Annotated in this window: 22 protein-coding genes and 1 pseudogene; 7 read left to right on the forward strand and 16 right to left on the reverse strand. The window is 65.2% G+C overall.

Translation table 11 applies throughout. The features are described 5' to 3' along the window. Nucleotides 1-102 precede the first annotated feature (102 nt). Nucleotides 103-1,446, reverse strand: coding sequence for an aspartate aminotransferase family protein (locus HSRCO_RS10010; protein ID WP_259517503.1), 1,344 nt, complete (start codon nucleotides 1,444-1,446; stop codon nucleotides 103-105). A 272-nt stretch (nucleotides 1,447-1,718) separates the two neighbouring features. Here HSRCO_RS10010 and HSRCO_RS10015 point away from each other — a divergent pair, with 272 nt between their 5' ends. Next, nucleotides 1,719-2,219, forward strand: coding sequence for an Lrp/AsnC family transcriptional regulator (locus HSRCO_RS10015; RefSeq protein WP_259517504.1), 501 nt, complete (start codon nucleotides 1,719-1,721; stop codon nucleotides 2,217-2,219). A gap of 35 nt (nucleotides 2,220-2,254) precedes the next feature. Here the strand turns inward: HSRCO_RS10015 and HSRCO_RS10020 are convergent, their stop codons facing one another. The 12 genes from HSRCO_RS10020 to HSRCO_RS10075 form a co-directional block, all read right to left on the reverse strand. Continuing rightward, nucleotides 2,255-2,527, reverse strand: coding sequence for a hypothetical protein (locus tag HSRCO_RS10020; protein WP_259517505.1), 273 nt, complete (start codon nucleotides 2,525-2,527; stop codon nucleotides 2,255-2,257). A gap of 44 nt (nucleotides 2,528-2,571) precedes the next feature. Then, nucleotides 2,572-2,841, reverse strand: coding sequence for a hypothetical protein (locus HSRCO_RS10025; RefSeq protein ID WP_259517506.1), 270 nt, complete (start codon nucleotides 2,839-2,841; stop codon nucleotides 2,572-2,574). Nucleotides 2,842-2,901: 60 nt separating this feature from the next. Continuing rightward, nucleotides 2,902-3,954, reverse strand: coding sequence for a methionine synthase (locus HSRCO_RS10030; RefSeq protein WP_259517507.1), 1,053 nt, complete (start codon nucleotides 3,952-3,954; stop codon nucleotides 2,902-2,904). Continuing rightward, complete coding sequence (locus HSRCO_RS10035; protein WP_259517508.1) at nucleotides 3,951-4,946, reverse strand: 5-methyltetrahydropteroyltriglutamate--homocysteine methyltransferase; 996 nt, start codon at nucleotides 4,944-4,946, stop codon at nucleotides 3,951-3,953. Before HSRCO_RS10035 ends, HSRCO_RS10030 begins: the two co-directional genes overlap by 4 nt. 72 nt (nucleotides 4,947-5,018) lie before the next feature. Further along, nucleotides 5,019-5,594, reverse strand: a complete 576-nt coding sequence (locus tag HSRCO_RS10040; RefSeq protein ID WP_259517509.1) for a HemK2/MTQ2 family protein methyltransferase — start codon at nucleotides 5,592-5,594, stop codon at nucleotides 5,019-5,021. After that, nucleotides 5,591-6,415 (reverse strand): 16S ribosomal RNA methyltransferase A, encoded by an 825-nt coding sequence (locus HSRCO_RS10045; protein WP_259517510.1) that lies wholly within the window; start codon nucleotides 6,413-6,415, stop codon nucleotides 5,591-5,593. Before HSRCO_RS10045 ends, HSRCO_RS10040 begins: the two co-directional genes overlap by 4 nt. Before the next feature lie 33 nt (nucleotides 6,416-6,448). Next, nucleotides 6,449-7,027: a DUF655 domain-containing protein gene (locus HSRCO_RS10050; RefSeq protein WP_259517511.1), complete on the reverse strand. Its 579-nt coding sequence runs from the start codon at nucleotides 7,025-7,027 to the stop codon at nucleotides 6,449-6,451. Nucleotides 7,028-7,081: 54 nt separating this feature from the next. Then, entirely contained in the window at nucleotides 7,082-7,438 is a 357-nt protein-coding gene (locus HSRCO_RS10055) for an RNA polymerase Rpb4 family protein (protein WP_259517512.1), read from the reverse strand. A gap of 3 nt (nucleotides 7,439-7,441) precedes the next feature. After that, on the reverse strand, nucleotides 7,442-7,735 hold the full coding sequence (locus tag HSRCO_RS10060) for a 50S ribosomal protein L21e (RefSeq protein ID WP_259517513.1): 294 nt from the start codon (nucleotides 7,733-7,735) through the stop codon (nucleotides 7,442-7,444). 91 nt (nucleotides 7,736-7,826) lie between these two features. Continuing rightward, nucleotides 7,827-8,450, reverse strand: a complete 624-nt coding sequence (locus HSRCO_RS10065) for a phosphoribosyltransferase (protein WP_259517514.1) — start codon at nucleotides 8,448-8,450, stop codon at nucleotides 7,827-7,829. An 80-nt stretch (nucleotides 8,451-8,530) separates the two neighbouring features. Next, a complete protein-coding gene (locus HSRCO_RS10070) occupies nucleotides 8,531-8,893 on the reverse strand; it encodes a hypothetical protein (protein WP_259517515.1) in 363 nt (120 codons plus the stop codon). Nucleotides 8,894-8,988: 95 nt separating this feature from the next. Next, the gene (locus tag HSRCO_RS10075) at nucleotides 8,989-9,273 is read right to left on the reverse strand and encodes a DUF357 domain-containing protein (RefSeq protein ID WP_259517516.1); all 285 of its coding nucleotides are present in this window, start codon (nucleotides 9,271-9,273) and stop codon (nucleotides 8,989-8,991) included. A 142-nt stretch (nucleotides 9,274-9,415) separates the two neighbouring features. Between HSRCO_RS10075 and HSRCO_RS10080 the strand changes: the two are divergent. Together HSRCO_RS10080 and HSRCO_RS10085 are read left to right on the forward strand one after the other, a co-directional pair. Then, nucleotides 9,416-10,474: pseudogene (locus HSRCO_RS10080) on the forward strand (NAD(P)/FAD-dependent oxidoreductase); the annotation flags it as partial. Nucleotides 10,475-10,520: 46 nt separating this feature from the next. Beyond that, on the forward strand, nucleotides 10,521-10,808 hold the full coding sequence (locus tag HSRCO_RS10085) for a hypothetical protein (protein ID WP_259517518.1): 288 nt from the start codon (nucleotides 10,521-10,523) through the stop codon (nucleotides 10,806-10,808). 23 nt (nucleotides 10,809-10,831) lie between these two features. On the opposite strand, the gene HSRCO_RS10090 is transcribed toward HSRCO_RS10085, so the two are convergent. Next, complete coding sequence (locus HSRCO_RS10090; RefSeq protein WP_259517519.1) at nucleotides 10,832-11,512, reverse strand: 2,5-diamino-6-(ribosylamino)-4(3H)-pyrimidinone 5'-phosphate reductase; 681 nt, start codon at nucleotides 11,510-11,512, stop codon at nucleotides 10,832-10,834. Between the two features lie 99 nt (nucleotides 11,513-11,611). Here HSRCO_RS10090 and HSRCO_RS10095 point away from each other — a divergent pair, with 99 nt between their 5' ends. The 4 genes from HSRCO_RS10095 (at nucleotide 11,612) to HSRCO_RS10110 (ending at nucleotide 18,047) form a co-directional block, all read left to right on the forward strand. Further along, nucleotides 11,612-12,880, forward strand: coding sequence for a Single-stranded DNA binding protein (locus HSRCO_RS10095; RefSeq protein ID WP_259517520.1), 1,269 nt, complete (start codon nucleotides 11,612-11,614; stop codon nucleotides 12,878-12,880). Continuing rightward, complete coding sequence (locus HSRCO_RS10100; protein ID WP_259517521.1) at nucleotides 12,877-14,412, forward strand: RPA family protein; 1,536 nt, start codon at nucleotides 12,877-12,879, stop codon at nucleotides 14,410-14,412. The genes HSRCO_RS10095 and HSRCO_RS10100 overlap by 4 nt, the downstream gene beginning before the upstream one ends. After that, entirely contained in the window at nucleotides 14,412-15,158 is a 747-nt protein-coding gene (locus HSRCO_RS10105; RefSeq protein ID WP_259517522.1) for a metallophosphoesterase, read from the forward strand. Before HSRCO_RS10100 ends, HSRCO_RS10105 begins: the two co-directional genes overlap by 1 nt. A gap of 63 nt (nucleotides 15,159-15,221) precedes the next feature. Beyond that, entirely contained in the window at nucleotides 15,222-18,047 is a 2,826-nt protein-coding gene (locus HSRCO_RS10110) for a DEAD/DEAH box helicase (RefSeq protein WP_259517523.1), read from the forward strand. 130 nt (nucleotides 18,048-18,177) lie between these two features. Here HSRCO_RS10110 and HSRCO_RS10115 read toward each other — a convergent pair whose 3' ends face one another. Next, nucleotides 18,178-18,948, reverse strand: a complete 771-nt coding sequence (locus HSRCO_RS10115; protein ID WP_259517524.1) for a DICT sensory domain-containing protein — start codon at nucleotides 18,946-18,948, stop codon at nucleotides 18,178-18,180. Nucleotides 18,949-19,259: 311 nt separating this feature from the next. Further along, a complete protein-coding gene (locus tag HSRCO_RS10120; protein WP_259517525.1) occupies nucleotides 19,260-19,919 on the reverse strand; it encodes an HAD family phosphatase in 660 nt (219 codons plus the stop codon). Nucleotides 19,920-19,952 lie beyond the last annotated feature (33 nt).

Below are 19,952 nucleotides of genomic sequence, written 5' to 3' on the forward strand. Positions count from 1 at the left end.
AACGGTCTTTCGAAGACGCCGACTGGAACGACGGAACCGGATCGACGAGACCGATACGGCTCGAACCGGATCGACGAGACCGATACGGCTCGAACCGGGCCGTTACAGGACGTCGTGAACGGCCTCGGTCAGGATATCCAGACCCGTGGCCGCCTGCTCGTGGGTCATGACCATCGGCGGAAGGAGACGGAGCGTGCTGCTGTACTTGCCCGCCGTCCAGACGAGGATACCGCGCTCGAACGCCCGCGTCTGGATCGTCTGGACGGTCTCTTTCATCGGCTGTCCGTCGTCGTCACGAAGTTCCATCCCGATGAACAGTCCCTTGCCCCTGACGTCTACGATCGACGACTCGTCTTCTGCGATCTCGCGAAGTCGTGACCGAATGTATTCGCCCAGTTCCGTCGCGTGTTGGAGCAGGTCGTGCTCTTCGATGTACTCGATGGCTCGGAGGCCGCCGACCATCGCGGGTACGTGTCCCCGGAAGGTGCCGACGTGGCCACCCGGTCCCCAGGTGTCGAGCGATTCGTCGTAGAGCATCGCTCCGATCGGCAAGCCGGCACCGCCGATCCCCTTCGCCATGGTTATCGCGTCCGGCGTGACGTCGAAGTGGTCGCTGCCCCACCACTCGCCGGTCCGGCCCAGCCCCGACTGGATCTCGTCGACGATCAGCGGGACGTCGTTGTCGTCCGCGAGGTCGCGCAAGCCCGGCAAGAAATCCGCGGGTGGGACGACGACGCCGCCCTCGCCCTGGATCGGTTCGACCCAGATACCGGCCGGATTACTGAGTCCGCCATACGGGTCCTCCAGTATCGACTGGACCTCGTCGAGGGCGAACTGGACCTCCGTATCCGTCCGTGGATAGGGCGCGTGCACGACGTCCGCCAGGAGTGGCGCGTAATCGCGTTTGTACTTCTTCCCGGCAGTCAAACTTCCTGCGCCGGCGGTCGTCCCGTGATAGGCACCGCGGAACCCGATGAGCCCGGACCCACCGGTGTGCTGTTTGGCCAGTTTGATCGAGCCCTCGATGGCGTCACTCCCGGAGGGACCGCCGAAGATGACCTTGCTATTGCCGCTCAGATTCCCGGGCGCGATCGCATCGAGTTTCTCGATGAGTTCGATGCGAGCCTCGGTCGGGAAATCGATCGTATGCACGACCTTGTCGATCTGTTCGTGGACGGCGGAGAGGACGTACGGATTCGAATGACCGACGTTCAACACGCCGATTCCAGCGAAGAAGTCCAGATACGTGTTCCCGTCCACGTCTCGCAGCGTGGCGCCCTTCGCTTCGTCGATACCGATGGGAATCCGACGCGGATAGGCGACCGCGTTGCTGTCGATCTCCTTTTGCCGGTCGACGAGTTGGCGTGATCGACGGCCCGGTGCGTCGTCGACGCTCGGAGCGTCGTCGAAATGCAGCTCGTGGATGGATGGAGAGTGTGCTGGCATCCGTTCTCTATTCGAAAGAGGTGCAACAATGGTTATAAATCTTGTTGATAATCCCATAGAAGAATCGTATTTCGTCAACATACATTTTTGTCCGATCGGTTCGGATAGTACCCGACCCCCGTTGCCAGCATAGACCATCTGGCCATACGATGCGCGATACGACCCGTCCGAACACGGGCCTGCAAAGCGGGACACGGCGAGTATCGCCCCTCCCCCCCCCCCACTCGGACGGCGAAAGTTTATCACTCACTCCTGGAATATCACCTATCAAGATGGAAGAAGAGTTAGACGTCGACCAAAAAGACCTGGACATTTTGGCCGCGATTGGAACGCGGAAGGCGACGAGCTCGAAGGAGATCAGCGACGAGACGGGGATTCCGAAGTCGACGGTCCATTATCGGATCCAACAGCTCCGCGAGATGGGGGTACTGAAAAACGACCTCTTCGAACTCGACCTGGAGAAGGTCGGCCTCTCGGTCACCGTGATCTCTGAGGTGTTCGCCGAATTCGAGGAGGGCTATCACACGAGTATCGGCGAGAAACTCGCGGCCGTCGAAGGCGTCAACCAGGTCTACTTCACGATGGGGGAGACCGACTTCGTAGTCATCTCACACCTTCACGACCGCGAGATGGTCAAACGACTGGTCGAGGACTTCGAGGCTATCGATGGCATCCAGAAGACGAGTTCGAAGTTCGTCATCGAACCGGTCAAACACGCCGAGTTCCCCATCGCCGATTTCGACGCCGAGACGATCTACGAGATGCTGGACTGACGGGGCGTCGTGGTGGGACGGAAACGCGAAGGATATCACGGTGCGGAATCGGAGAGTTCGAGTTCGACTCCACCGATGAGACTCGCCGCTGCGTTGTAGAGTATCGCCGTCACCCCGCCCACGATGACGCCTCCGAGGAGGCTCCCGACGGTGGACGACAGCAATTCCGGTAGCCCGGGGAACGGTCCCCCGAGGATGCCCGTCGCGATCCAGGCGAGGGTGATGATAAGGCCCCACAGGAACCCGATGCCGCCGACAACCTTCGCCAGGGAGATGACGTCGATCCGTTCGACTGTTCGGGGGTGCATGGGGATAAAATGGTTGGTAATTTGATAAAGGTGGTGGTCGGTTCTCACCGCGAGGCCCGGTAGATTGCGGCGACCACCACGGCCAGGCCGTAGAGGTAGCCGGCCCGATAGACGTCGAACAGAGGCCGGGCGAAAGGCGGTGTAAGGGCGGTCTGGATGACGTCGAAACCCACGAGCAAGATGTGGCCGGGGATCTGGAGAAGCCGATGGTCGGCGACCAGCGCGATCCAGACCACTGCGAGCACCCCGAGATACGCCGCGAGCACGTCGCGACCGACGAATACCCGATATGTCCACTCCCGCCAGTCACTCATACGGGAACGCCGTGGAGGACGGCGAAAAAGGCGCCGGTTACTCGGCTGTCAATCGGCCGGTTACTCGGCGGCGGGGACGTCGATTTCGCCCGCGTCGAGTTCGGCTTCGATCTCCCGGGCGGCCTGGACCATGTTTGCCATCTTCTGGTAGGCGACTTCCCGAGGTAGGAGTTTGAGCCCACAGTCCGGGCTGACCGTTAGCTGTTCCGGCGGGACGATCTCGAACCCACGAGTGATGTTCTCTTTGATCTCTTCGACCGACTCGACGGTCGCGTCGTGGACGTCGACGACGCCCATCGCGAGGTCTTTCGTGAACTCGGGTTCGGTAAAGACCTCGACCTGTTCGAAGTCACCGTTGGCCAGTTCGAGGTCGAGTTCGTCGACCGGGAAGTCGAGCATCTCGGGGTAGATACGCGAGTAGTCGCCGTAGCAGACGTGTAGGCCGAGGCGGACGTCGTCCGGAATGCCGTCGGCGATGCGTTCCAGGGTCTCACCGACGATGGCGTGGTCGTCGGGCGTGGTCGCGAGCGCCGGTTCGTCGATCTGGATGTACGTCGCCCCCGCCTCGACGAGTTTCTCGATCTCGAGGTTGACCAGGTCTGCGAGTTCGTTCGCCAGTTCGGCGTCGTCCTCGTAGACCTCGTTGAAACTCCAGGAGGCCAGCGTGTACGGACCGGTAATGGGCACCTTGACGGGGCGGCCAGCCACGTCGTCGGTGAACTCGAACTCGTCGACCAGCCAGGTCTCGTCGTACTCTACCTCGTCGACGACCGATGGCTTATCGAAGTAGTTGTGCCCCCAGACCTTCACCGGCCCGTTGAACTCGTACCCACAGATGCGGTGGGCGAAGTACTCGACCATCTCGTTGCGGCGCATCTCGCCGTCCACGACGACGTCGAGGCCCGAGCGCTCGTGTTCTTCGGTGATGAGGCGGGCGGCGTCGTCTTTGGCCTCCGCCCAGGCGTCCTCGTCGAAATCCGCGTCGGCGTCCTCGAAGAGTTGGCGGGCGCGGTCGTGCCACTTGGGTTTCGGGTAACTCCCGACGACGGTCGTCAGCAGGAAGTGGTCGTTCGGGTGATCAGCCGGTCGGAACTGACTGCGGGTGTCCGTCATTCGTTCACCCCCAGGTCGGCGGCTGCGGCGAGTGCGCCGAGTTTGTCTTCGAAGCGGTTCACGGGGAGGTAGAACAGTTCGGTATTGCTGGTGACGTACACGGTGTCGAAATCCTGGGCTGGCGGCGTCTGCTGGTCGACCCACTCGACCCGTTCGACGATGGTTTCGGGCTCCTCGACGAGCGTATTCTGCCCGTCGATGACGCCGAGAGCGATGTCGTCTTTGGTCCCGTACTCGGCGACGAGGTCGATGCTCGCCTCGTGGTCCGAGACGAGGTCGTAGCCGATGGCGTCGACGTCGGCGTCGAGCAGGTGGGCGTGGACAGTCTCCTCGAGGGCGCCCCAGTAGGTCTGGACGACGACCGGGACGTCGATGGCGTCCGCGACGGCGTCGATCGCCTGGCTGACCCGTTCGTCCTCGCCCTCACCGGGCGGGTTCGTGACGAGCGACGGTTCGAGGAGGAACAGCGACTCGACGGCCGCCGGGAAGGCCTCTACCTCGGCGGCGAGGAAGTCGGTCACCGCGTCGAGGAAGACCGCGTCGTCCTCGTAGTACTCGTCGGTCGCCAACTCGGCGAGGGTGTACGGGCCGGGCGCGACCGCCTGCAAGTCGTCGGTCAGCGCAGAAGCGGCCTCGAGTTCGGCGGCCATGTCCCCGTCCGGAGTCAACTCGCCGCGGACGATCGGATCGCGATAGAAGTTGTTGTTGTCGAAGTAGCGCACGATACCGCCGGTCTCCACGTTCTCGTGGACGACGAGCGGGTGGGCGAGCATGTCGTCCCAGCGCGCCTGGCCCTCGACCACGAGGTCGAGTCCGGCCGCCGCCTGGGTGTCGATCAGTTCGGTGCGAACGTCCTCGTAGACGGCGACGATGTCGTCGTCTTCGTCACCGCTGATCATGTCGCCTCGCTGGTGACCCTTCAAGTCGGAGAGAGTCTCCTTCGCGTCGTCCGGAAGCGGATAGAGCCCCGGCGTCGTCGCGAGTAATTGCATGTGAGAAGAGGTAGGGCAATCACGCTCTTTAATATTTTCTTTCCCAGATAATGAGCATAAGTAATCCCACCCTCACGCCACGAGTTTCAGGACGACCAGTGTCTCGAACGGGAACGACGTCTCGTCGAGAAGCACCGACGAGAACCCACGCTGTCCAGCCCGTTTAACGACGGCCTCGATGCCGGTGAGGGTGCTCACGAGGAGGTAGACGCGCCCATCGGGCGCGAGCACCCGACCGACGGCGTCCAGGAACGGGTCGATGACGGCGCGGCCCGATTCGCCACCGGTCAGCGCCACCTCCACCCAGTCGTCGCGGGCCGCGTCGTCGTCTGCGGGGAGGTACGGAGGGTTGAAGGTGACCACATCGAAGACCCCGTCGGCGAACGGGGACACGAGATCCGCGCGGACGGCCTCGATACCGGCCGCTACGGCACGGCGACAGGCGTGGGGGTTCAGGTCCGACCCGACGACCCGCGACCCCGCCTCGTCTCGAATCCGGGCGCCGACGTACCCGGACCCAGTTCCGACGTCGAGGACCAGGTCGCTCGCGTCGACGTCCGCGACGACGACGTCCGCCAGCAGCATCGAATCCTCGGCCGGTTCGTAGTAGTCGGTCTCGATGCCGCGCCGGTCGGCGAGGTCCGTCATCCGATATCGCCAGCGACCGTGGCGATCCTGGCGAACGCGGCCGGTTCGAGCGCGTCGGGTCGGCGAGAAAGCAGCGACTCGTCGAGCGCCTCGACGACGGCGTCGGGGTCGCTGAGACCGGAGATATGGGCGGTGTTGCGGATGGCGTTTCGCACCGTCTTGCGGCGCTGGGTGAACATCGCCTTCACCAGCAGAAGGAACGCATCCTCGTCGGGGACGCGATATTCGGGATCTCGGGGCGTCAACCGGACGACGACCGAATCGACCGCCGGCTGTGGGTCGAAGGCCGCCGGCGGCACTGGCTCGACGACCTCGACGGTCGCGTAGTGCTGGGCTGCCACGGAGAGTCGGCCGTACTCCGCGGTCCCGGGGTCGGCGGCCATCCGTTCGCCGACCTCCTTCTGGAACATCAACACCGCGGGGTTGCGCGTCGGTAGCAGGCGGAAGGTGACCTCCGTGGAAACGCCGTACGGAAGATTGGAGATGCAGGTCGTATACTCGGGGAAATCGACCGACAGCGCGTCTCCCTGGACGACCGTCAACCGGCCCTCGTCGACCGCCGTGGCGAACTCGGACCGTACGAAGGTGGCGAAGTCGGCGTCGCGCTCGACGACCGTCACCTGGTCGGCGACCGCGAGCAAGCGGTCGGTCAGCGCACCCGTCCCCGGACCGATCTCGAGGACGTGCGAGGTGTCGAAGTCGTCGGCGTACGTCGGAATGCGATCGAGGACGCGGTCGTCGACGAGGAAGTGCTGATCCCGACGCGGATCGCCACGGCCCGCCCGGGCGATCAGATCGTCGGGGTCGCGACGGCGAGACATTAGCCGTTCGTAGCGGGCGAGGCCTGATACCGCTTACGAGCGAACGAAGAGACGGTACTTGAGGTCCTCACCCTCGCGGATCTCCTCGAGGATGCGGTCGCTGATGGTCCCCATCGGGTCGTGGAGTCCGTCCACCTGCTCGTCCAGTTGTTCGAAGGTCTCGAAGGGCTGGCGTTTGCGCCGTTCGAGGATCGTATCGCGTAGTTTGTCCCCGATACCCGGCAGGATGTTGAGTTGATGCAGTCGGAGGGAAACGGGCTGGGCCTCGTTGAAGAAGTCGACGAAGCGTCGCTCGTTGTCCTCCACGATCTCCTCGACGACGTACTCGAGTTCGGACCGGGCGCCGTCGGTCAGCCCATCGTAGTCGATCTGCCGCCCACGGTCGATCCCTTCCTCGAAGGCGGGTCGGATGGCGACGCGGTCACCGATCGAGATGTCCGCGTCGTCGGTCAACGTCATTTCGAAGAGTGCGAACGTATCTTCGCCGACTGCGTAGGCGACCGGCGATCGGCGATACTGCGGCTCGTCGGCGTCACTTCGCCCGTGGGCGAGGACGTCGAGGACGACCGCGTACTCGCGGTCGTCTGCGTCAGACCCGTCACTGTCGCTCATGGCTGTGCGTACGCCGAGCGGCCACTTAATAGATGCCCCAGTTGGCCGGCGCGGTCAGGCGTATTTGGCGACGATGTCGAGAATCTCGTCGAGTTCGTCGCCAGAGAGGGCGTAGCGTTCCTGGGCGAAGACGGCGCGGAGTTCCGTCCGCGATTGCGGGAGGAGGTCGGCGATCTTGAACGCGACCTTGGTGTCGACCGTCTCCAGCGCGGCGAGTTCCTCGACGAGGTCGACCGACTCCTCGGGGTCGAGGACGGCAAAGCGCTGAGAGTGCTCGATGGCCCGAGCCAGTTCGTACCGAAGCTCCCGTTCCTCGTCGAGTGCCCGTTCGCTCTCGACGTCGGCGAGCAGCTCTTTGGCCTCCGAGACCGTCACGAACTCCTCGTCGACCGTCTCCTTGAAGATCGTCATGGGTCAGTCCTGCTGAGCCTGCAGGTGAGCGGGGATGGCGAAGAGGGTCTTGTCCTTGCCGCGGTCCGTGATGGCGATCTTGTACGCCCGACCCTGCTGTTCGATGATCTCGCCCGTCTGGCCGTTGAATCGCGGATGGAAGCGACCATCGGGAACGCTCGGATCGATGTGGAGGTGTACCTTCTGGCCGGCCTCGAAGGTCTCGACGGACCGCTGTGGCGGGGACGTCCCACGCTCTCGCGGTCGGTTAGAGAGCTTCTTGCGTGTGCTGTTGAGGGGTCCGTTGGAACTCGGCATAGTCGTACAACTCTCTACCAGCGAGGAAGTTATAAAAGGCACGTTCCCGTCCGCTCGGCGCGGACCACGGAACCGGGCCGGGGAGGAATATTCACGTCCGGAGGTACCCGATGGCTTCCTCGTCGGATACCTGGGTGAAATCGCGGTAGTGGGCGCCGATGGCGCCGAAACTCCGCGGCTGCTCCACAACCACGACCGCGTCAGCCTCGTCTCGGAGGTCGCGGACGGTCTCTGGCGGTCCGACGGGGACGCCGACCACGACCCCACTTGCCCCCTGGTTCCGAACGGCACGGATGCTCGCCTTCATCGTCGCTCCCGTCGCGATGCCGTCGTCGACGATGGCGACCCGTTTCCCCTCGATGGCCGGGGGCTCGCGTCCCTCACGATACGTCGCCTCCTTCTCTGCAGCCACCGACATCGCCCGTTTGCGCTCCTCGTCGACATACGAGTCGGCCACGCCCAGTCGGTCGATCAGTTCGTCGTTCAGCCAGACAGTCCCGTCCGACGCCGCCGCGCCGATGGCGAGTTCGGGGTTGCGCGGTGCACCGAGTTTCTTCGCCGCGATGACATCGAGCGGGACATCGAAGGCGTCGGCGACGGCTCTGGCTGCCGGTAATCCACCGCGGGGAACGCCGAGAACCAGGTCCAGGGGTAGTGCGTCTGCCTCCATCAGCTCCGCCAGCTGGTGCCCAGCGGTGACCCTATCTTGAAACATACATAACACTACGTGGCGAAAGCCATCAAACCCGGTGGCGACCCGACAGAGACCGTCCCGACTACCGCGATCGGCCCCGACTACCGCGACGGAACCGGTCGGGGGCGGGTTGCGGGGAACTCCTCCGCGATGGCGGCCAGGTGCTCATCGCACAACCTGACAGTCGCCTCGTCGATGGCGAACGTGACCTCGTTGAGCACCGCACCGTCGTCCGTGGTGCGGGCGACGGGTCGCCAGATGGGGATGGCGACGTGACCGTCGCGGTCACAGAGGATACAGCCCTCGCGGGCCTCGAAGAAGCCTCGTTCGAGGGTGCGGCCGAACTCCTCGCGCTCGCACTCCCGACAGAGGGCGCCGACGACACGCTCGTCGACGACATCGACGACTGCCCGGTGGTAGCCGCCGTCACGGCCACAGACGACACAGTTCGTAGTTTCTTCCATCCCCATCACGGCGTCGATGCTACGATTTCGGGGTCCGAGATATAAAGATGATGACCGCCGTGGAAGTGATTCCAACTGACGATTTCGGCCCGATTTCAGACGGTGAACAGGTGTCCCGCAGTCGGTACCGAAAAGAGTCCGATACGCGCACCGGCGTCGAGCCACGCGTGGCCGTAGGAGAACGCAGCCAGTGCGTTGACGAGATCGTCGTCTTCCCGGAAGTGCCGCCCGTCCGCCAGATACGAGCGCGCCATCTCCTCGTATTCGGTGGCCGCCTCGCCGAGCGGCGTCTCCGGTGGGGCGGTCACTTCGGCGGCGTCGAGGGCTTCGGTGAGCAGTCGCTCGTAGCGGTCGGTCTTCTCCTCGAGGTCGGCGGGCATAGCCACACCCAGCACCCGGTCGCCCCTAAGCGTTCGTGTCCGGCGACTGGACCCGGCGAGACCGCCCTGGGGGACAAGCTAATTACGGGTCTCTGAGCAACTAGATGGCATGGAACACACGGATTCGTCGCGAGCGGTACCGGACGGCGGTGCCGAGGTCGAGCACCGACGCCTCCTCATCGTCGGCTCCGGCATCGCCGCACTCACCGCGGGCATCTACGCCGGTCGGTCCAACAACGAACCGCTGCTCTTCCAGGGAGACGAGCCAGGTGGACAGTTGACGCTGACGACCGAGGTCGACAACTACCCGGGCTTCCCGGACGGCATCAACGGCTCCGACCTGATCAATCGGATGAAAACACAGGCCCAGAAGTTCGGGACCCAGGTCGAACACGGCATCGTCGAGACCATCGACGACAGCTCGCGTCCGTTCGAGATCACACTCTCGAACGGTGACGTCTACACCGCCGACGCAGTCATCGTCGCCAGTGGTGCAAGCGCCCGCACCCTCGGCATCCCGGGTGAAGAGACCCTAATGGGGTACGGCGTCTCGACGTGTGCGACCTGCGACGGGGCGTTCTTCCGGGACGAAGACATGCTCGTCGTCGGCGGCGGTGACGCCGCGATGGAGGAGGCGACGTTCCTCACGAAGTTCGCGGACACGGTGTACATCGCCCATCGCCGCGAGAACTTCCGGGCCGAGGACTACTGGATCGACCGGGTCATGGAGCAGGTCGAGGCCGGCGACATCGAACTGCTGAAGAACACCGAGGCGGTCGAGATCCACGGCTCCCAGGCGGACGGCGTGGACCACGTGAGTCTGGTCCGCCACCACGATAGCCACCCGACCGACAAACTCGAGGACCCCGAGACCGCCGACGAGGTCGAGCACTTCGACATGGACGTCGGCGCGGTCTTCCTGGCCATCGGCCACACGCCCAATACCGACTTCCTCGAAGGGACCGGCGTCGAACTCGACGACGAGGGGTATCTCCTCACGAAAGGCGGGCGCGGTGGCGGCCAGACACGGACAGACGTCGAGGGTATCTTCGGCGCGGGCGACGTGGTCGATTTCCACTACCAGCAGGCGGTCACGGCGGCCGGGATGGGGAGTCAGGCCGCCATCGACGCGGACGACTGGCTCGAGACGGCCGACCTCGGTGACGTTTCCGGCGAGACGCGTGCCACAGCGGACGACTGAGTCCGGAAAACAGTGGTTTCTTGTCCGGTCGGACGAACCCGGTACCATGGCAACTGACCGACTGACGGTATCCCTCGACGTCGACGGCGAATCGGACGAGATCGAACTCCCAGCAGACCTCGTGGACCTCTTCCGCGAGGAAGCAGACGAGACCGACGCCGAGATCGTCGGCGACATGGTCGTCATGGCCTTCGCGGAGCGTGCCCACGCCATCGTCCACCACGGGCACGGCGACGATGACGAGGAACTCGAAGCGATCGAGTCGGACGCGATGGACGTCTTCGAGGAGCGCTTCGGGATGACCTACGGCGAGGCCACCGGCCACTCCCACTGATACCGACGCACCCAGTCTTCCGTCTATCGACTCTCGCCAGCGTCGGCGACGTCGTATTCCAGGACCACGCCGTCGTCCAGTCGTTCGACCGACTGGAGGTCGAGGTCGGGGAACTCCGCGACGAATCCCTCGCCGTCGGCCAGCGTCGGCGCATCACGGCCCCCGACGAGCATCGACCCGACGTAGACCGTCAGTTCGTCGACAAGGTCGTCCTCGAAGAGCGAGAAGATGAGTTCGCCGCCGCCCTCGGCCATGATCGTCTCAACGCCCGCTGCCGCCAGTTCGTTACAGGCCGCGGAGAGATCGACACGATCGGTCCCCGCGACGATGACGGTTGCGCCGCCCTCCTCGAGCGAGCGCAGGTGATCGGTGGGCGTCGCCTCGGTCACGAGGACGAAGGTTTCGGCGTCGTCGTCGAGGATGGTGGCATCCGGCGGGGTTCGGGCGTGCGAGTCGGCGACGATTCGCGCGGGGTGGGGTGATTGCCCGGCATCCCTTCGACGGGCCACGAGCGACTCGTCGTCCAGGGTCAACGACGGGTCGTCGGCCAGGACCGTTCCGACACCGACCATCACCGCGTCGGCCGAGGCGCGCAGGCGGTCGACGCGCGCGAAGTCCTCGGGACCGCTGATACGAAGTTGCTCGCGCTCCCGAGAGGCGAGTTTTCCGTCCACGCTCACGGCGGCGTTGACGACGACGTGCATACGAACAGTTCAGATGACGCGACCATACTCGTTTCGACCGCCACACGACCGCGACCCAGCCCACGAACCTTTTACCGCCGGTCTGCGAAGGGAACGACGATGGAAATCGAATCTCATGCCGAGGATCTCGCCTCCGACCTCGGCGTCGACAAAACGGAGGTCAAAGAGGACCTGGAGAACCTGCTCGCCTACAGCGTGCCCATCGACGAAGCGAAGCAGAGTCTCCGACGAAAATACGGTGGTGGAGACGGCGACGGGAGTGCTCCCTCGGCGACGGCCATCCACGATATCACGACCGAGAGCGGCTCGGCGACCGTTACCGTGACAGTGCTCACCGTCGGCACCAGACGCATCCAGTACCAGGGCGACGATCACGTCATCCGCGAGGGTGCCGTCGCCGACGAGAGCGGGCGGATATCCTACACCGCCTGGGACGACTTCGACGTCGAACCGGGCGATACGGTCACTATCGGTAACGCCTCCGTCCGCGAGTGGGAGGGGAAACCGGAGTTGAACATCGGGGAGCACACCTCCGTGAGCGTCGCCGACGAGACGCTCTCGATCCCCCACGAGGTCGGTGGCGACACGCTGCTTCGTGACCTCGAGCCGGGCGACCGCGGCCGCAACGTGGAGGTGCAGGTGCTCGACGTCGAATCGCGGACGATCGACGGCCGGGACGGGAAGACGGACATCCTCTCGGGCGTCCTCGGCGACGAAACGGCCAGACTGCCGTTCACCGACTGGGACCCCCACGACGCCATCACCGACGGGGCTTCGCTCCGGCTCGAGAACGTCTACGTGCGGGAGTTCAGGGGCGTTCCCTCCGTGAACGTCTCCGAGTTCACCGAGGTGAGCGTCCTCGACGACGGCGTCGAACCCGGTGGCCCGACCGAACTGCCCATCCGGGATGCGGTCGACAGTGGCGGCGTCTACGACGTCGCACTCGCCGGGAACATCATCGAGATTCGGGACGGCTCGGGGCTCATCCAGCGATGTCCCGAGTGCGGCCGCGTCGTCCAGAAGGGACAGTGTCGCCAGCACGGCGCCGTCGAAGGCGAGGACGACCTCCGCGTGAAGGCCATCCTGGACGACGGAACGGGGACGGTGACCGTCATCCTCGACGACGAACTGACCGAGGTCGTCTACGGCGGCGACGTCGATGACGCACGCGAACAGGCCCGCGACGCGATGGACCAGTCGGTCGTCGCCGACACCATCGCCGACGAACTCGTCGGGTACGAGTACCGGGTGCGCGGGCACCTGAGCGTCGACGACTTCGGGTCGAACCTCGAAGCGACCGAGTTCGAACGGTCCCAGGACGACCCGGCCGAACGGGCGAACGCCCTGCTCGAGGAGGCACAGCCATGAGCGGCGAACGGCCCCAGCGAGAGGTCGCCTACCGCCTCTTCGCGGCGGAGTTCGAGGACAGCGACTTCACCTACGCCGAGAGCGACGAGGAGCGTGCCCCGAACTACGTCGTCACCCCAACCGGTGCACGGGTCAACCGAGTGTTCGCCGTCGGCGTCCTGACGGAGCTAGAGCAGGTTAGCGACGACGTCCTTAGAGCCAGGATCGTAGACCCGACCGGCGCGTTCGTCGTCTACGCGGGCCAGTACCAGCCCGAGGCACTGGCGTTCTTCGAGCGCACGGACCCGCCGGAGTTCGTCGCCGTGACGGGCAAGGCACGGACCTTCCAGCCGGACGACTCGGACATCGTCTACACCTCCATCCGCCCGGAGAGCGCCAACAGGGTCACGGCGGAGACCCGCGACCGCTGGGTCGTCCAGACCGCCGAGCAGACCATCGACCGGATCGAGACGTTCGCCGGGGCGCTCGACATGGCCGAGCGTGGCGACGCCCTGGCCGAGGCGCTCGAACGCCGCGGCATCCAGCCAGGACTCGCCGCCGGCATCCCGAAGGCGATAGACCAGTACGGGACGACGACCGGCTACCTCGCCGAGATCCACCGCGTCGCACTCGACGCCGCCCGCGTCGTGGCGAACGAACTCGACGAAGTCGAGGCGCCGACGCTCGCTCCAGACGAGGGAGCCGACGTCGACCTCGGATTCGAGTACTCCCTCCAGGCGCCCGAATACGCCGTCGAAGACGACGAATCGGCCGACACGTCGGAAGCAACGGCGGACGAGACGGCAGCTGAGACTGAAGCAGTCGCCACGATGGACACCCAGTCTCAAACGGATACGGAAGCCGAGGCCGAAACGGAGGAAACCGAGGCCGCAGCGGTTGAAGCCGAGGCCCCAAAGCAGGAGTCCTCGACCGACGAACCGGTCGAAGAGGCCTCGGCAGATGTCGGTGAAACCGAAGCGCACCGTTCCGAAGCTGCATCAGACGAGGACGCCGCCGAGACGACCGAGCCAGAAGCCGAGGAGGAGGTCGGGTCCCTCGAAGACCCGGACGAGATGTACGAACTCTCCGAGGAGGAACGCGAGGAGGTCAAATCGGAGTTCGGGGTGGATTTCGCTACCGGTAACGAGGTAGACTCCGCCGGGGAAGCGGGCATCGAGACGCCCGAACCCGAGGAGCCAGTTGATACATCGGAGGCGGAGCCGGTGACCCAGACGGAGCCAGAGTCATCCTCCACAGCGACCGAACCGGACTCCGAGTCGGAACCCGACGATACGGCCGGCGACGAATCTGACGCCAAGCCAGCGGCGGCGGAAGCGAAGACCGACGAAGCCGAAGATATCGACCTCGAAGACGTGGTGGTCGAGACGATGGGCGAACTGGACGACGGCGACGGCGCTCCCCGCGACGAACTGGTGAAGCAGGTCGTCGAGGAGCATGGCGTCGGAACGGACGCCGTCGAGGACGCCATCCAGGACGCGCTGATGGGCGGTCGGTGCTACGAACCGTCCGATGACCGTATCACGCCCATCTGATGGCGCTGGTCGACCCGATCCGCGACGCACCGGCGGCGACCGCCGACCTCGGCGACGAGACGGCACTCGTGGTGGCGGACTACCACGCGGGCGTCGAGGAACAACTCCGCCGCGACGGCGTCGAGATACAGAGCCGTGGGCCCCAGCGACGCGAACGAGTGCGGTCGCTCGTCGACCGGACCGACGCTGACCGGGTCGTGTTTCTCGGTGATCTCGGGAACCACATCGGTGAGCCGAGTGGCGCAGAACTCGAGGAACTCATGGACCTCGAACACGACCTCAGAGACATCGACGTCACGCTCGTCCCCGGCAACCACGACGGCCGCCTGGGGGACGTCCTCGATTTCGAGGTCGCGAACGGCGACGGCGTGGTCATTGGCTCGGTCGGCTTCGTGCACGGGCACTCGTGGCCGAGCGAGGGGGTCCTCGAGGCCGACGTGCTGGCGGTCGGTCACGAACATCCGACCGTCAGGCTGGCCGACGAGGTCGGCGGCAGTCGGATCGAGCGCGTCTGGTTGCGGGGCCCGCTCTCCGCCGACCCGTTCGACGACCGAATGGACAGCGAGGACGGCCCCGCAATCGACGGCGACATTGTGGTCTTCCCCGCGTTCAACGACCTCGTCGGCGGGACGTGGGTCAACGTCGACGAGCAGGAGTTCCTCTCGCCGTTCCTGCCGGCCGCATCGCCGGACGCCGACGCCTACCTGCTCGACGGCACCCGTCTCGGCCCGTACTGGTCGGTCTGAGGTGTGTCCGCCCGTCACACGGAGCAATGGGCTTAACCCGGCCTCCCGGGTACTAGGGCGGTGATGAGCGGGACGACGGGGGCCGACGCGTTCGCGTCTCTCGGACAGCCAGTCCGGGACGCCCTCTCCGAGCGGGGATTCGATCGCCCCACGGAGCCACAGCGTCGGGCCATCCCGCCGATCGCAGACGGCCACGACGCACTCGTTGTCGCCCCGACGGGGACCGGGAAGACGGAGACGGCGATGTTGCCGATCTTCGACGCACTCGTCGAATCCAGCCCCGACGGGTTCGGGGCACTCTACATTACCCCGCTGCGAGCGCTCAACCGCGACATGCGCGAACGCCTCGACTGGTGGGCCGACGCGCTCGACCTCGACGTCGACGTTCGCCACGGCGATACGACCGACTACCAGCGACAGAAGCAGGCCAACGATCCGCCCGACGTCCTCGTGACGACTCCCGAGACCCTCCAGGCGATGCTCACCGGATCGAAGCTCCGGACGGGGCTCGAATCGGTCGACCACGTCGTCGTCGACGAGGTGCACGAACTCGCCGCATCGAAGCGGGGGGCGCAGTTGACCATCGGCCTCGAGCGCCTCCGCGAACTCGCCGGACCGTTCCAGCGGGTCGGTCTCTCCGCGACCGTCGGTGACCCCAAAGAGGTCGGCAAGTTCCTCACGGGCGACCGTGGCTGCACCATCGTCGAGGTCGACGTGACGAGCAAGATCGACTTCCGCGTCCTGGAACCGGAGATCCGGGCCGAGGACGAAGATCTGGCGTCGAAGCTACTGACCTCGGCGACCATGGCGAGTCACGTCCGCACCATCCGGGACATCGTCGAGGACAACGACTCGACGCTGATCTTCGTCAACACGCGCCAGACCGCCGAAGCCCTGGGCTCGCGGTTCAACGAGATCGGGGCGAACATCGGCGTCCACCACGGGTCGCTCTCGAAGTCCGCCCGCATCGAGGTCGAAGAGCAGTTCAAAGCGGGCGACCTCGACGCGCTGCTGTGTACCTCCTCGATGGAACTCGGCATCGACGTCGGGCGGATCGACCACGTCGTACAGTACGCGAGTCCACGGGAGGTCGCCAGACTGCTCCAGCGCGTCGGCCGTGCCGGACACCGCCAGGACCAGGTCTCGAAGGGTACGATCGTCACCGGCCACCCCGACGACACGATGGAGGCGCTCGCCATCGCCCGGCGGGCCTACGCCGGCGAGGTCGAGGACGCGAACATCCACCACGGGAGTCTGGACGTCGTCGCGAACCAGATCGTCGGTCTCGTCATGGACGAGGGGACCGTCTCGGGGCGCCGAGCGTTCGAGATCGTCACCCGGGCGTACCCGTTCCGCGATCTTGCGGAGGAGACGTTCAAGCAGGTCGTCCGGGAGGTCAACCGGAATCACGTCGTGTGGCTGGACGAGGAGGCAGACCGCATCCAGAAGTCGGGGGGCACCTGGCAGTACTACTACGCCAACCTCTCGATGATCCCCGACGAGGAGACCTACGAGGTGTACGACATCGCACGGGGACAACAGATCGGGACCCTGGACGAACGCTTCGTGGTCAACTTCGCCGAACCGGGCGCGACCTTCGTCCAGCGCGGGGAGATGTGGCGCATCGCCGAGATCGACGAGGAGAAAGACCGCGTGGAGGTCTCGCCGATCGAGGACCCCTCGGGGGAGGTTCCCTCCTGGGTCGGCCAGGAGATACCGGTTCCGTACGAGGTCGCCCAGGAGGTCGGGCAGATGCGCTCGGTCGCCGGCCCCCAGATCGAATCCGGTGCAACTGCCCCCGCGGTGGGTCGGGATTTCGCCACCCGATATCCAGCCGACGAGGCGACGGCCACCGCGGCCATCGAAGGGATCGAGAACCACGTCGATGCCGAGGCGCCGGTGCCCACCGACGCGGACCTCGTCGTCGAGTCCCAGGGCCGGAGCATCGTCGTCAACGCCTGTTTCGGACACGAGACGAACGAGACGCTCGGCAGACTCCTGGCCGCCCTCATCGGCCAGCGCACGGGATCCTCGGTCGGCGTCGACGTCGACCCGTACCGAATCGAACTGGAGGTTCCACAGGGCATCCGCGCCCCGGACGTCGTCGACGTCCTCGAATCGACCGACCCCGACCACGTGGGACCGCTCCTCGAGTTGAGCCTCAAACGGTCGGATACGCTCAAGTTTACCCTCTCGCAGGTCGCCGCCAAGTTCGGCGCCCTCAAGCGCTGGCGTGGTGGCGATGCCATCTCCCTCGACCGCGTCATGGCCGCCCTCGAGGACACCCCGATGTACGACGAGGCCGTCCGAGAGGTATTCCACGAGAATCTCGACGTCGGGCGGGCGAGTGCGGTGCTCGAACGGATCCAGAATGGCGAGATAACCGTCGAACGACACGGCGGTCGGACGCCCATCGGCGTCTCCGGGCGGTCGAGCGGGAAAGAGTTGTTGACCCCCGAGAACGCCGACGCGAGCGTGGTCAACGCGGTCCGCGAGCGCATCAAGGACGACCGCGTGAAGCTCTTCTGTGTGCACTGTCGGGACTGGGAGCAGGAGACGAAGGTCCGTCGCGTCCCCGAGCAACCCCAGTGTCCGCACTGCGAATCGACCCGGATCGCCGCGCTCAGCCCGTGGGCCGGCGAGGTCGTCACCGCGGTCAGGGCCGACGAGAAGGACGACGAGCAAGAGCACCTGACCGAGCGGGCGGTCCGGAACGCAAGCATCGTCCAGAGTCACGGCAAGAAGGCGGTCATCGCCCTCGTCGCCCGTGGCGTCGGCCCCCAGAACGCCGCCCGCATCATCAATCGCCACCGCGAGGACGAGGACGACTTCTACCGCGACATCCTGGAACGCGAGCGCGAGTACGCCCGGACCAAGGCGTTCTGGTGAACCGTTTTCCGCCTCGGGTGCCCTGCGGGCACCTCTCGGCGCAAAAACGGTCATGAAAAAGGCCGGGAGCGCTCCGCGCTCCCGGTACGACGTGGAATCTCACACACCTTCACCGCCTGGAACGGCAAACTCAGAGATGCTCTTCGAGATAGCGGTTGATCTGACCGACGCGATCGTCCTGGAACGTCCAGTGACCACGCCAGGCCCCCCGCCCATGGTCGTGGGCCAGAAACGCAGCACTCACCCCCTCGTCGGCCGACCGGAACACGACGAACCAGTTCCGAAGGAAGTCCTCGGTATACCCACCATGCATCGTCGTCCCCAGCGACGCCGGCGGCGTCCAGTCCGGCCGGCCGTAGACGTGGACGTCGACGTCGGTGTCCGCGAGATGATCGTAGACGGCGCGGGTGTGGCCTTCATCGGCCAGCTGGAGGCGGGACAGTCGCTGGAATCCCGCCCGCAACTGTCCGTCACCGACTTCGATCGCTCTGGCCTCGATGTGGCGGCTGATCGTGGTGAACAACAGCTTCAGCGACGAGTCGTCCGGTCCGGCGGCGGCGAAGGGAACTTCGTCCAGTTCGCCGAGAACCGAGGGCAACGCGACCGATTCGAGTGATTCGGCCGAGCCAGTCCGGATCATCGTGTCGACCTCGGCGATGGCATCGATCAGTTTCCAGGTAGGCGAGGCGGTGACCACCTCCTCGTTATGGAAGAGAAAGAGCGTCTCCTGGTCAACGTCGGGGACTTCGAGATGCGAGACATCGACTGTATTGCTGTCGAACAGCGTGTCGACGTCCGCCGTCGAGAGCCATTCGGTTCCCGGATGCGCGACGACGAGTTCGTATTCGAGCCAGTCCGGTGGGAGGAACGCCGCCAGTGAATCGACGTGAGCGCTCGTCATGGCTCGCTTCTGCCCCGAGTGCTCGTGCAACCTCCAACCGTCCGGTGAACGAGAAGCGTATCCAGGCCAGTCGAATCAGCCGTGTTCGCCCTCCCGGAGATTCTGTGACATGACACACCCATAATAGCCGATTGAATGGATCGCACGCTAAAATTTGTGGCACCCGTTACACCGACGAAGTACCGTCCACCACCGGAGGCAGGTTCAAATACCAGCACCGGTCCACCGCCGACCATGCTCTGACCGTCGTGGCGGGCCGGGCCGCGGGTGCGCGAGACACCGGTCCGCAATGGAAGCGTCTCGCCTGTTCGCTATTCCTCGCCGTCGACGAGGGTCAGCAGCCGATCTCGCAGTTGCTCGGGCGTTTCCACGACCTCGTCGGCCGGCGAGTGGTCGATTCCGTCGTGGGCACTCGCAGCATACGCGATAGTGTACGCACCGGACGCCACAGCGGCAGCCACCCCGTTTTCGGAGTCCTCGACGACGACCATCTCCGACGGGTCGACGTCGAGTTCCGCGGCGATCCGTTCGTAGAGGTCGGGTTCGGGTTTGCCGGGGACTGGCTCGTCCGCGGCGCTCAGGACGGCGTCGAAACGACCCTCGAGGTCGTTCGACTCGAAGACGATGTCGATCCACCGGGGGTACGAGGAGGTGCAGACGCCGAGTGGGACCTGGCGCTCCTCGAGCGCGTCGAGCATGTCGTGAAAGCCTGGCATGAGGTCCGCCCGGGCGTAGACGGACTCCGCCTTCGAGTCGAACAGGGCGAAATATTCCTCGCGGTCGACGAGCAGGTCGTACTCCGCCGTGAGCATATCGTACTGCTCGTGGACGTTGATGCCCGTGATGTCGTGGGGGTCCACGTCGTGGCCCTCGGGGAGCGCCGCCGCGAGGATCTCCGCTTCCTCTTCGATCCAGTACTGCTCAGTATCCACGATGACGCCGTCCATGTCGAAGACGACCGCTGGGACCATGTGCGCATCTTCACCGCCGATGCCCGAGTAGCT

Origin of the sequence: Halanaeroarchaeum sp. HSR-CO (assembly GCF_024972755.1) — an archaeon.
Taxonomy (GTDB): domain Archaea; phylum Halobacteriota; class Halobacteria; order Halobacteriales; family Halobacteriaceae; genus Halanaeroarchaeum.

Bases quoted from the DNA above. Each gene is read 5' to 3' on its own strand.
- HSRCO_RS10105 (WP_259517522.1), top strand. From the start codon at position 14,412: ATGGCGCTGGTCGACCCGATCCGCGACGCACCGGCGGCGACCGCCGAC.
- HSRCO_RS10065 (WP_259517514.1), bottom strand. From the start codon at position 8,450: ATGTTTCAAGATAGGGTCACCGCTGGGCACCAGCTGGCGGAGCTGATG.
- HSRCO_RS10045 (WP_259517510.1), bottom strand. From the start codon at position 6,415: ATGTCTCGCCGTCGCGACCCCGACGATCTGATCGCCCGGGCGGGCCGT.
- HSRCO_RS10110 (WP_259517523.1), top strand. From the start codon at position 15,222: ATGAGCGGGACGACGGGGGCCGACGCGTTCGCGTCTCTCGGACAGCCA.
- HSRCO_RS10040 (WP_259517509.1), bottom strand. From the start codon at position 5,594: ATGACGGACCTCGCCGACCGGCGCGGCATCGAGACCGACTACTACGAA.
- HSRCO_RS10010 (WP_259517503.1), bottom strand. From the start codon at position 1,446: ATGCCAGCACACTCTCCATCCATCCACGAGCTGCATTTCGACGACGCT.
- HSRCO_RS10100 (WP_259517521.1), top strand. From the start codon at position 12,877: ATGAGCGGCGAACGGCCCCAGCGAGAGGTCGCCTACCGCCTCTTCGCG.
- HSRCO_RS10015 (WP_259517504.1), top strand. From the start codon at position 1,719: ATGGAAGAAGAGTTAGACGTCGACCAAAAAGACCTGGACATTTTGGCC.
- HSRCO_RS10025 (WP_259517506.1), bottom strand. From the start codon at position 2,841: ATGAGTGACTGGCGGGAGTGGACATATCGGGTATTCGTCGGTCGCGAC.
- HSRCO_RS10095 (WP_259517520.1), top strand. From the start codon at position 11,612: ATGGAAATCGAATCTCATGCCGAGGATCTCGCCTCCGACCTCGGCGTC.
- HSRCO_RS10115 (WP_259517524.1), bottom strand. From the start codon at position 18,948: ATGACGAGCGCTCACGTCGATTCACTGGCGGCGTTCCTCCCACCGGAC.
- HSRCO_RS10090 (WP_259517519.1), bottom strand. From the start codon at position 11,512: ATGCACGTCGTCGTCAACGCCGCCGTGAGCGTGGACGGAAAACTCGCC.
- HSRCO_RS10070 (WP_259517515.1), bottom strand. From the start codon at position 8,893: ATGGAAGAAACTACGAACTGTGTCGTCTGTGGCCGTGACGGCGGCTAC.
- HSRCO_RS10075 (WP_259517516.1), bottom strand. From the start codon at position 9,273: ATGCCCGCCGACCTCGAGGAGAAGACCGACCGCTACGAGCGACTGCTC.
- HSRCO_RS10030 (WP_259517507.1), bottom strand. From the start codon at position 3,954: ATGACGGACACCCGCAGTCAGTTCCGACCGGCTGATCACCCGAACGAC.
- HSRCO_RS10120 (WP_259517525.1), bottom strand. From the start codon at position 19,919: ATGGTCCCAGCGGTCGTCTTCGACATGGACGGCGTCATCGTGGATACT.
- HSRCO_RS10050 (WP_259517511.1), bottom strand. From the start codon at position 7,027: ATGAGCGACAGTGACGGGTCTGACGCAGACGACCGCGAGTACGCGGTC.
- HSRCO_RS10060 (WP_259517513.1), bottom strand. From the start codon at position 7,735: ATGCCGAGTTCCAACGGACCCCTCAACAGCACACGCAAGAAGCTCTCT.
- HSRCO_RS10035 (WP_259517508.1), bottom strand. From the start codon at position 4,946: ATGCAATTACTCGCGACGACGCCGGGGCTCTATCCGCTTCCGGACGAC.
- HSRCO_RS10020 (WP_259517505.1), bottom strand. From the start codon at position 2,527: ATGCACCCCCGAACAGTCGAACGGATCGACGTCATCTCCCTGGCGAAG.
- HSRCO_RS10055 (WP_259517512.1), bottom strand. From the start codon at position 7,438: ATGACGATCTTCAAGGAGACGGTCGACGAGGAGTTCGTGACGGTCTCG.
- HSRCO_RS10085 (WP_259517518.1), top strand. From the start codon at position 10,521: ATGGCAACTGACCGACTGACGGTATCCCTCGACGTCGACGGCGAATCG.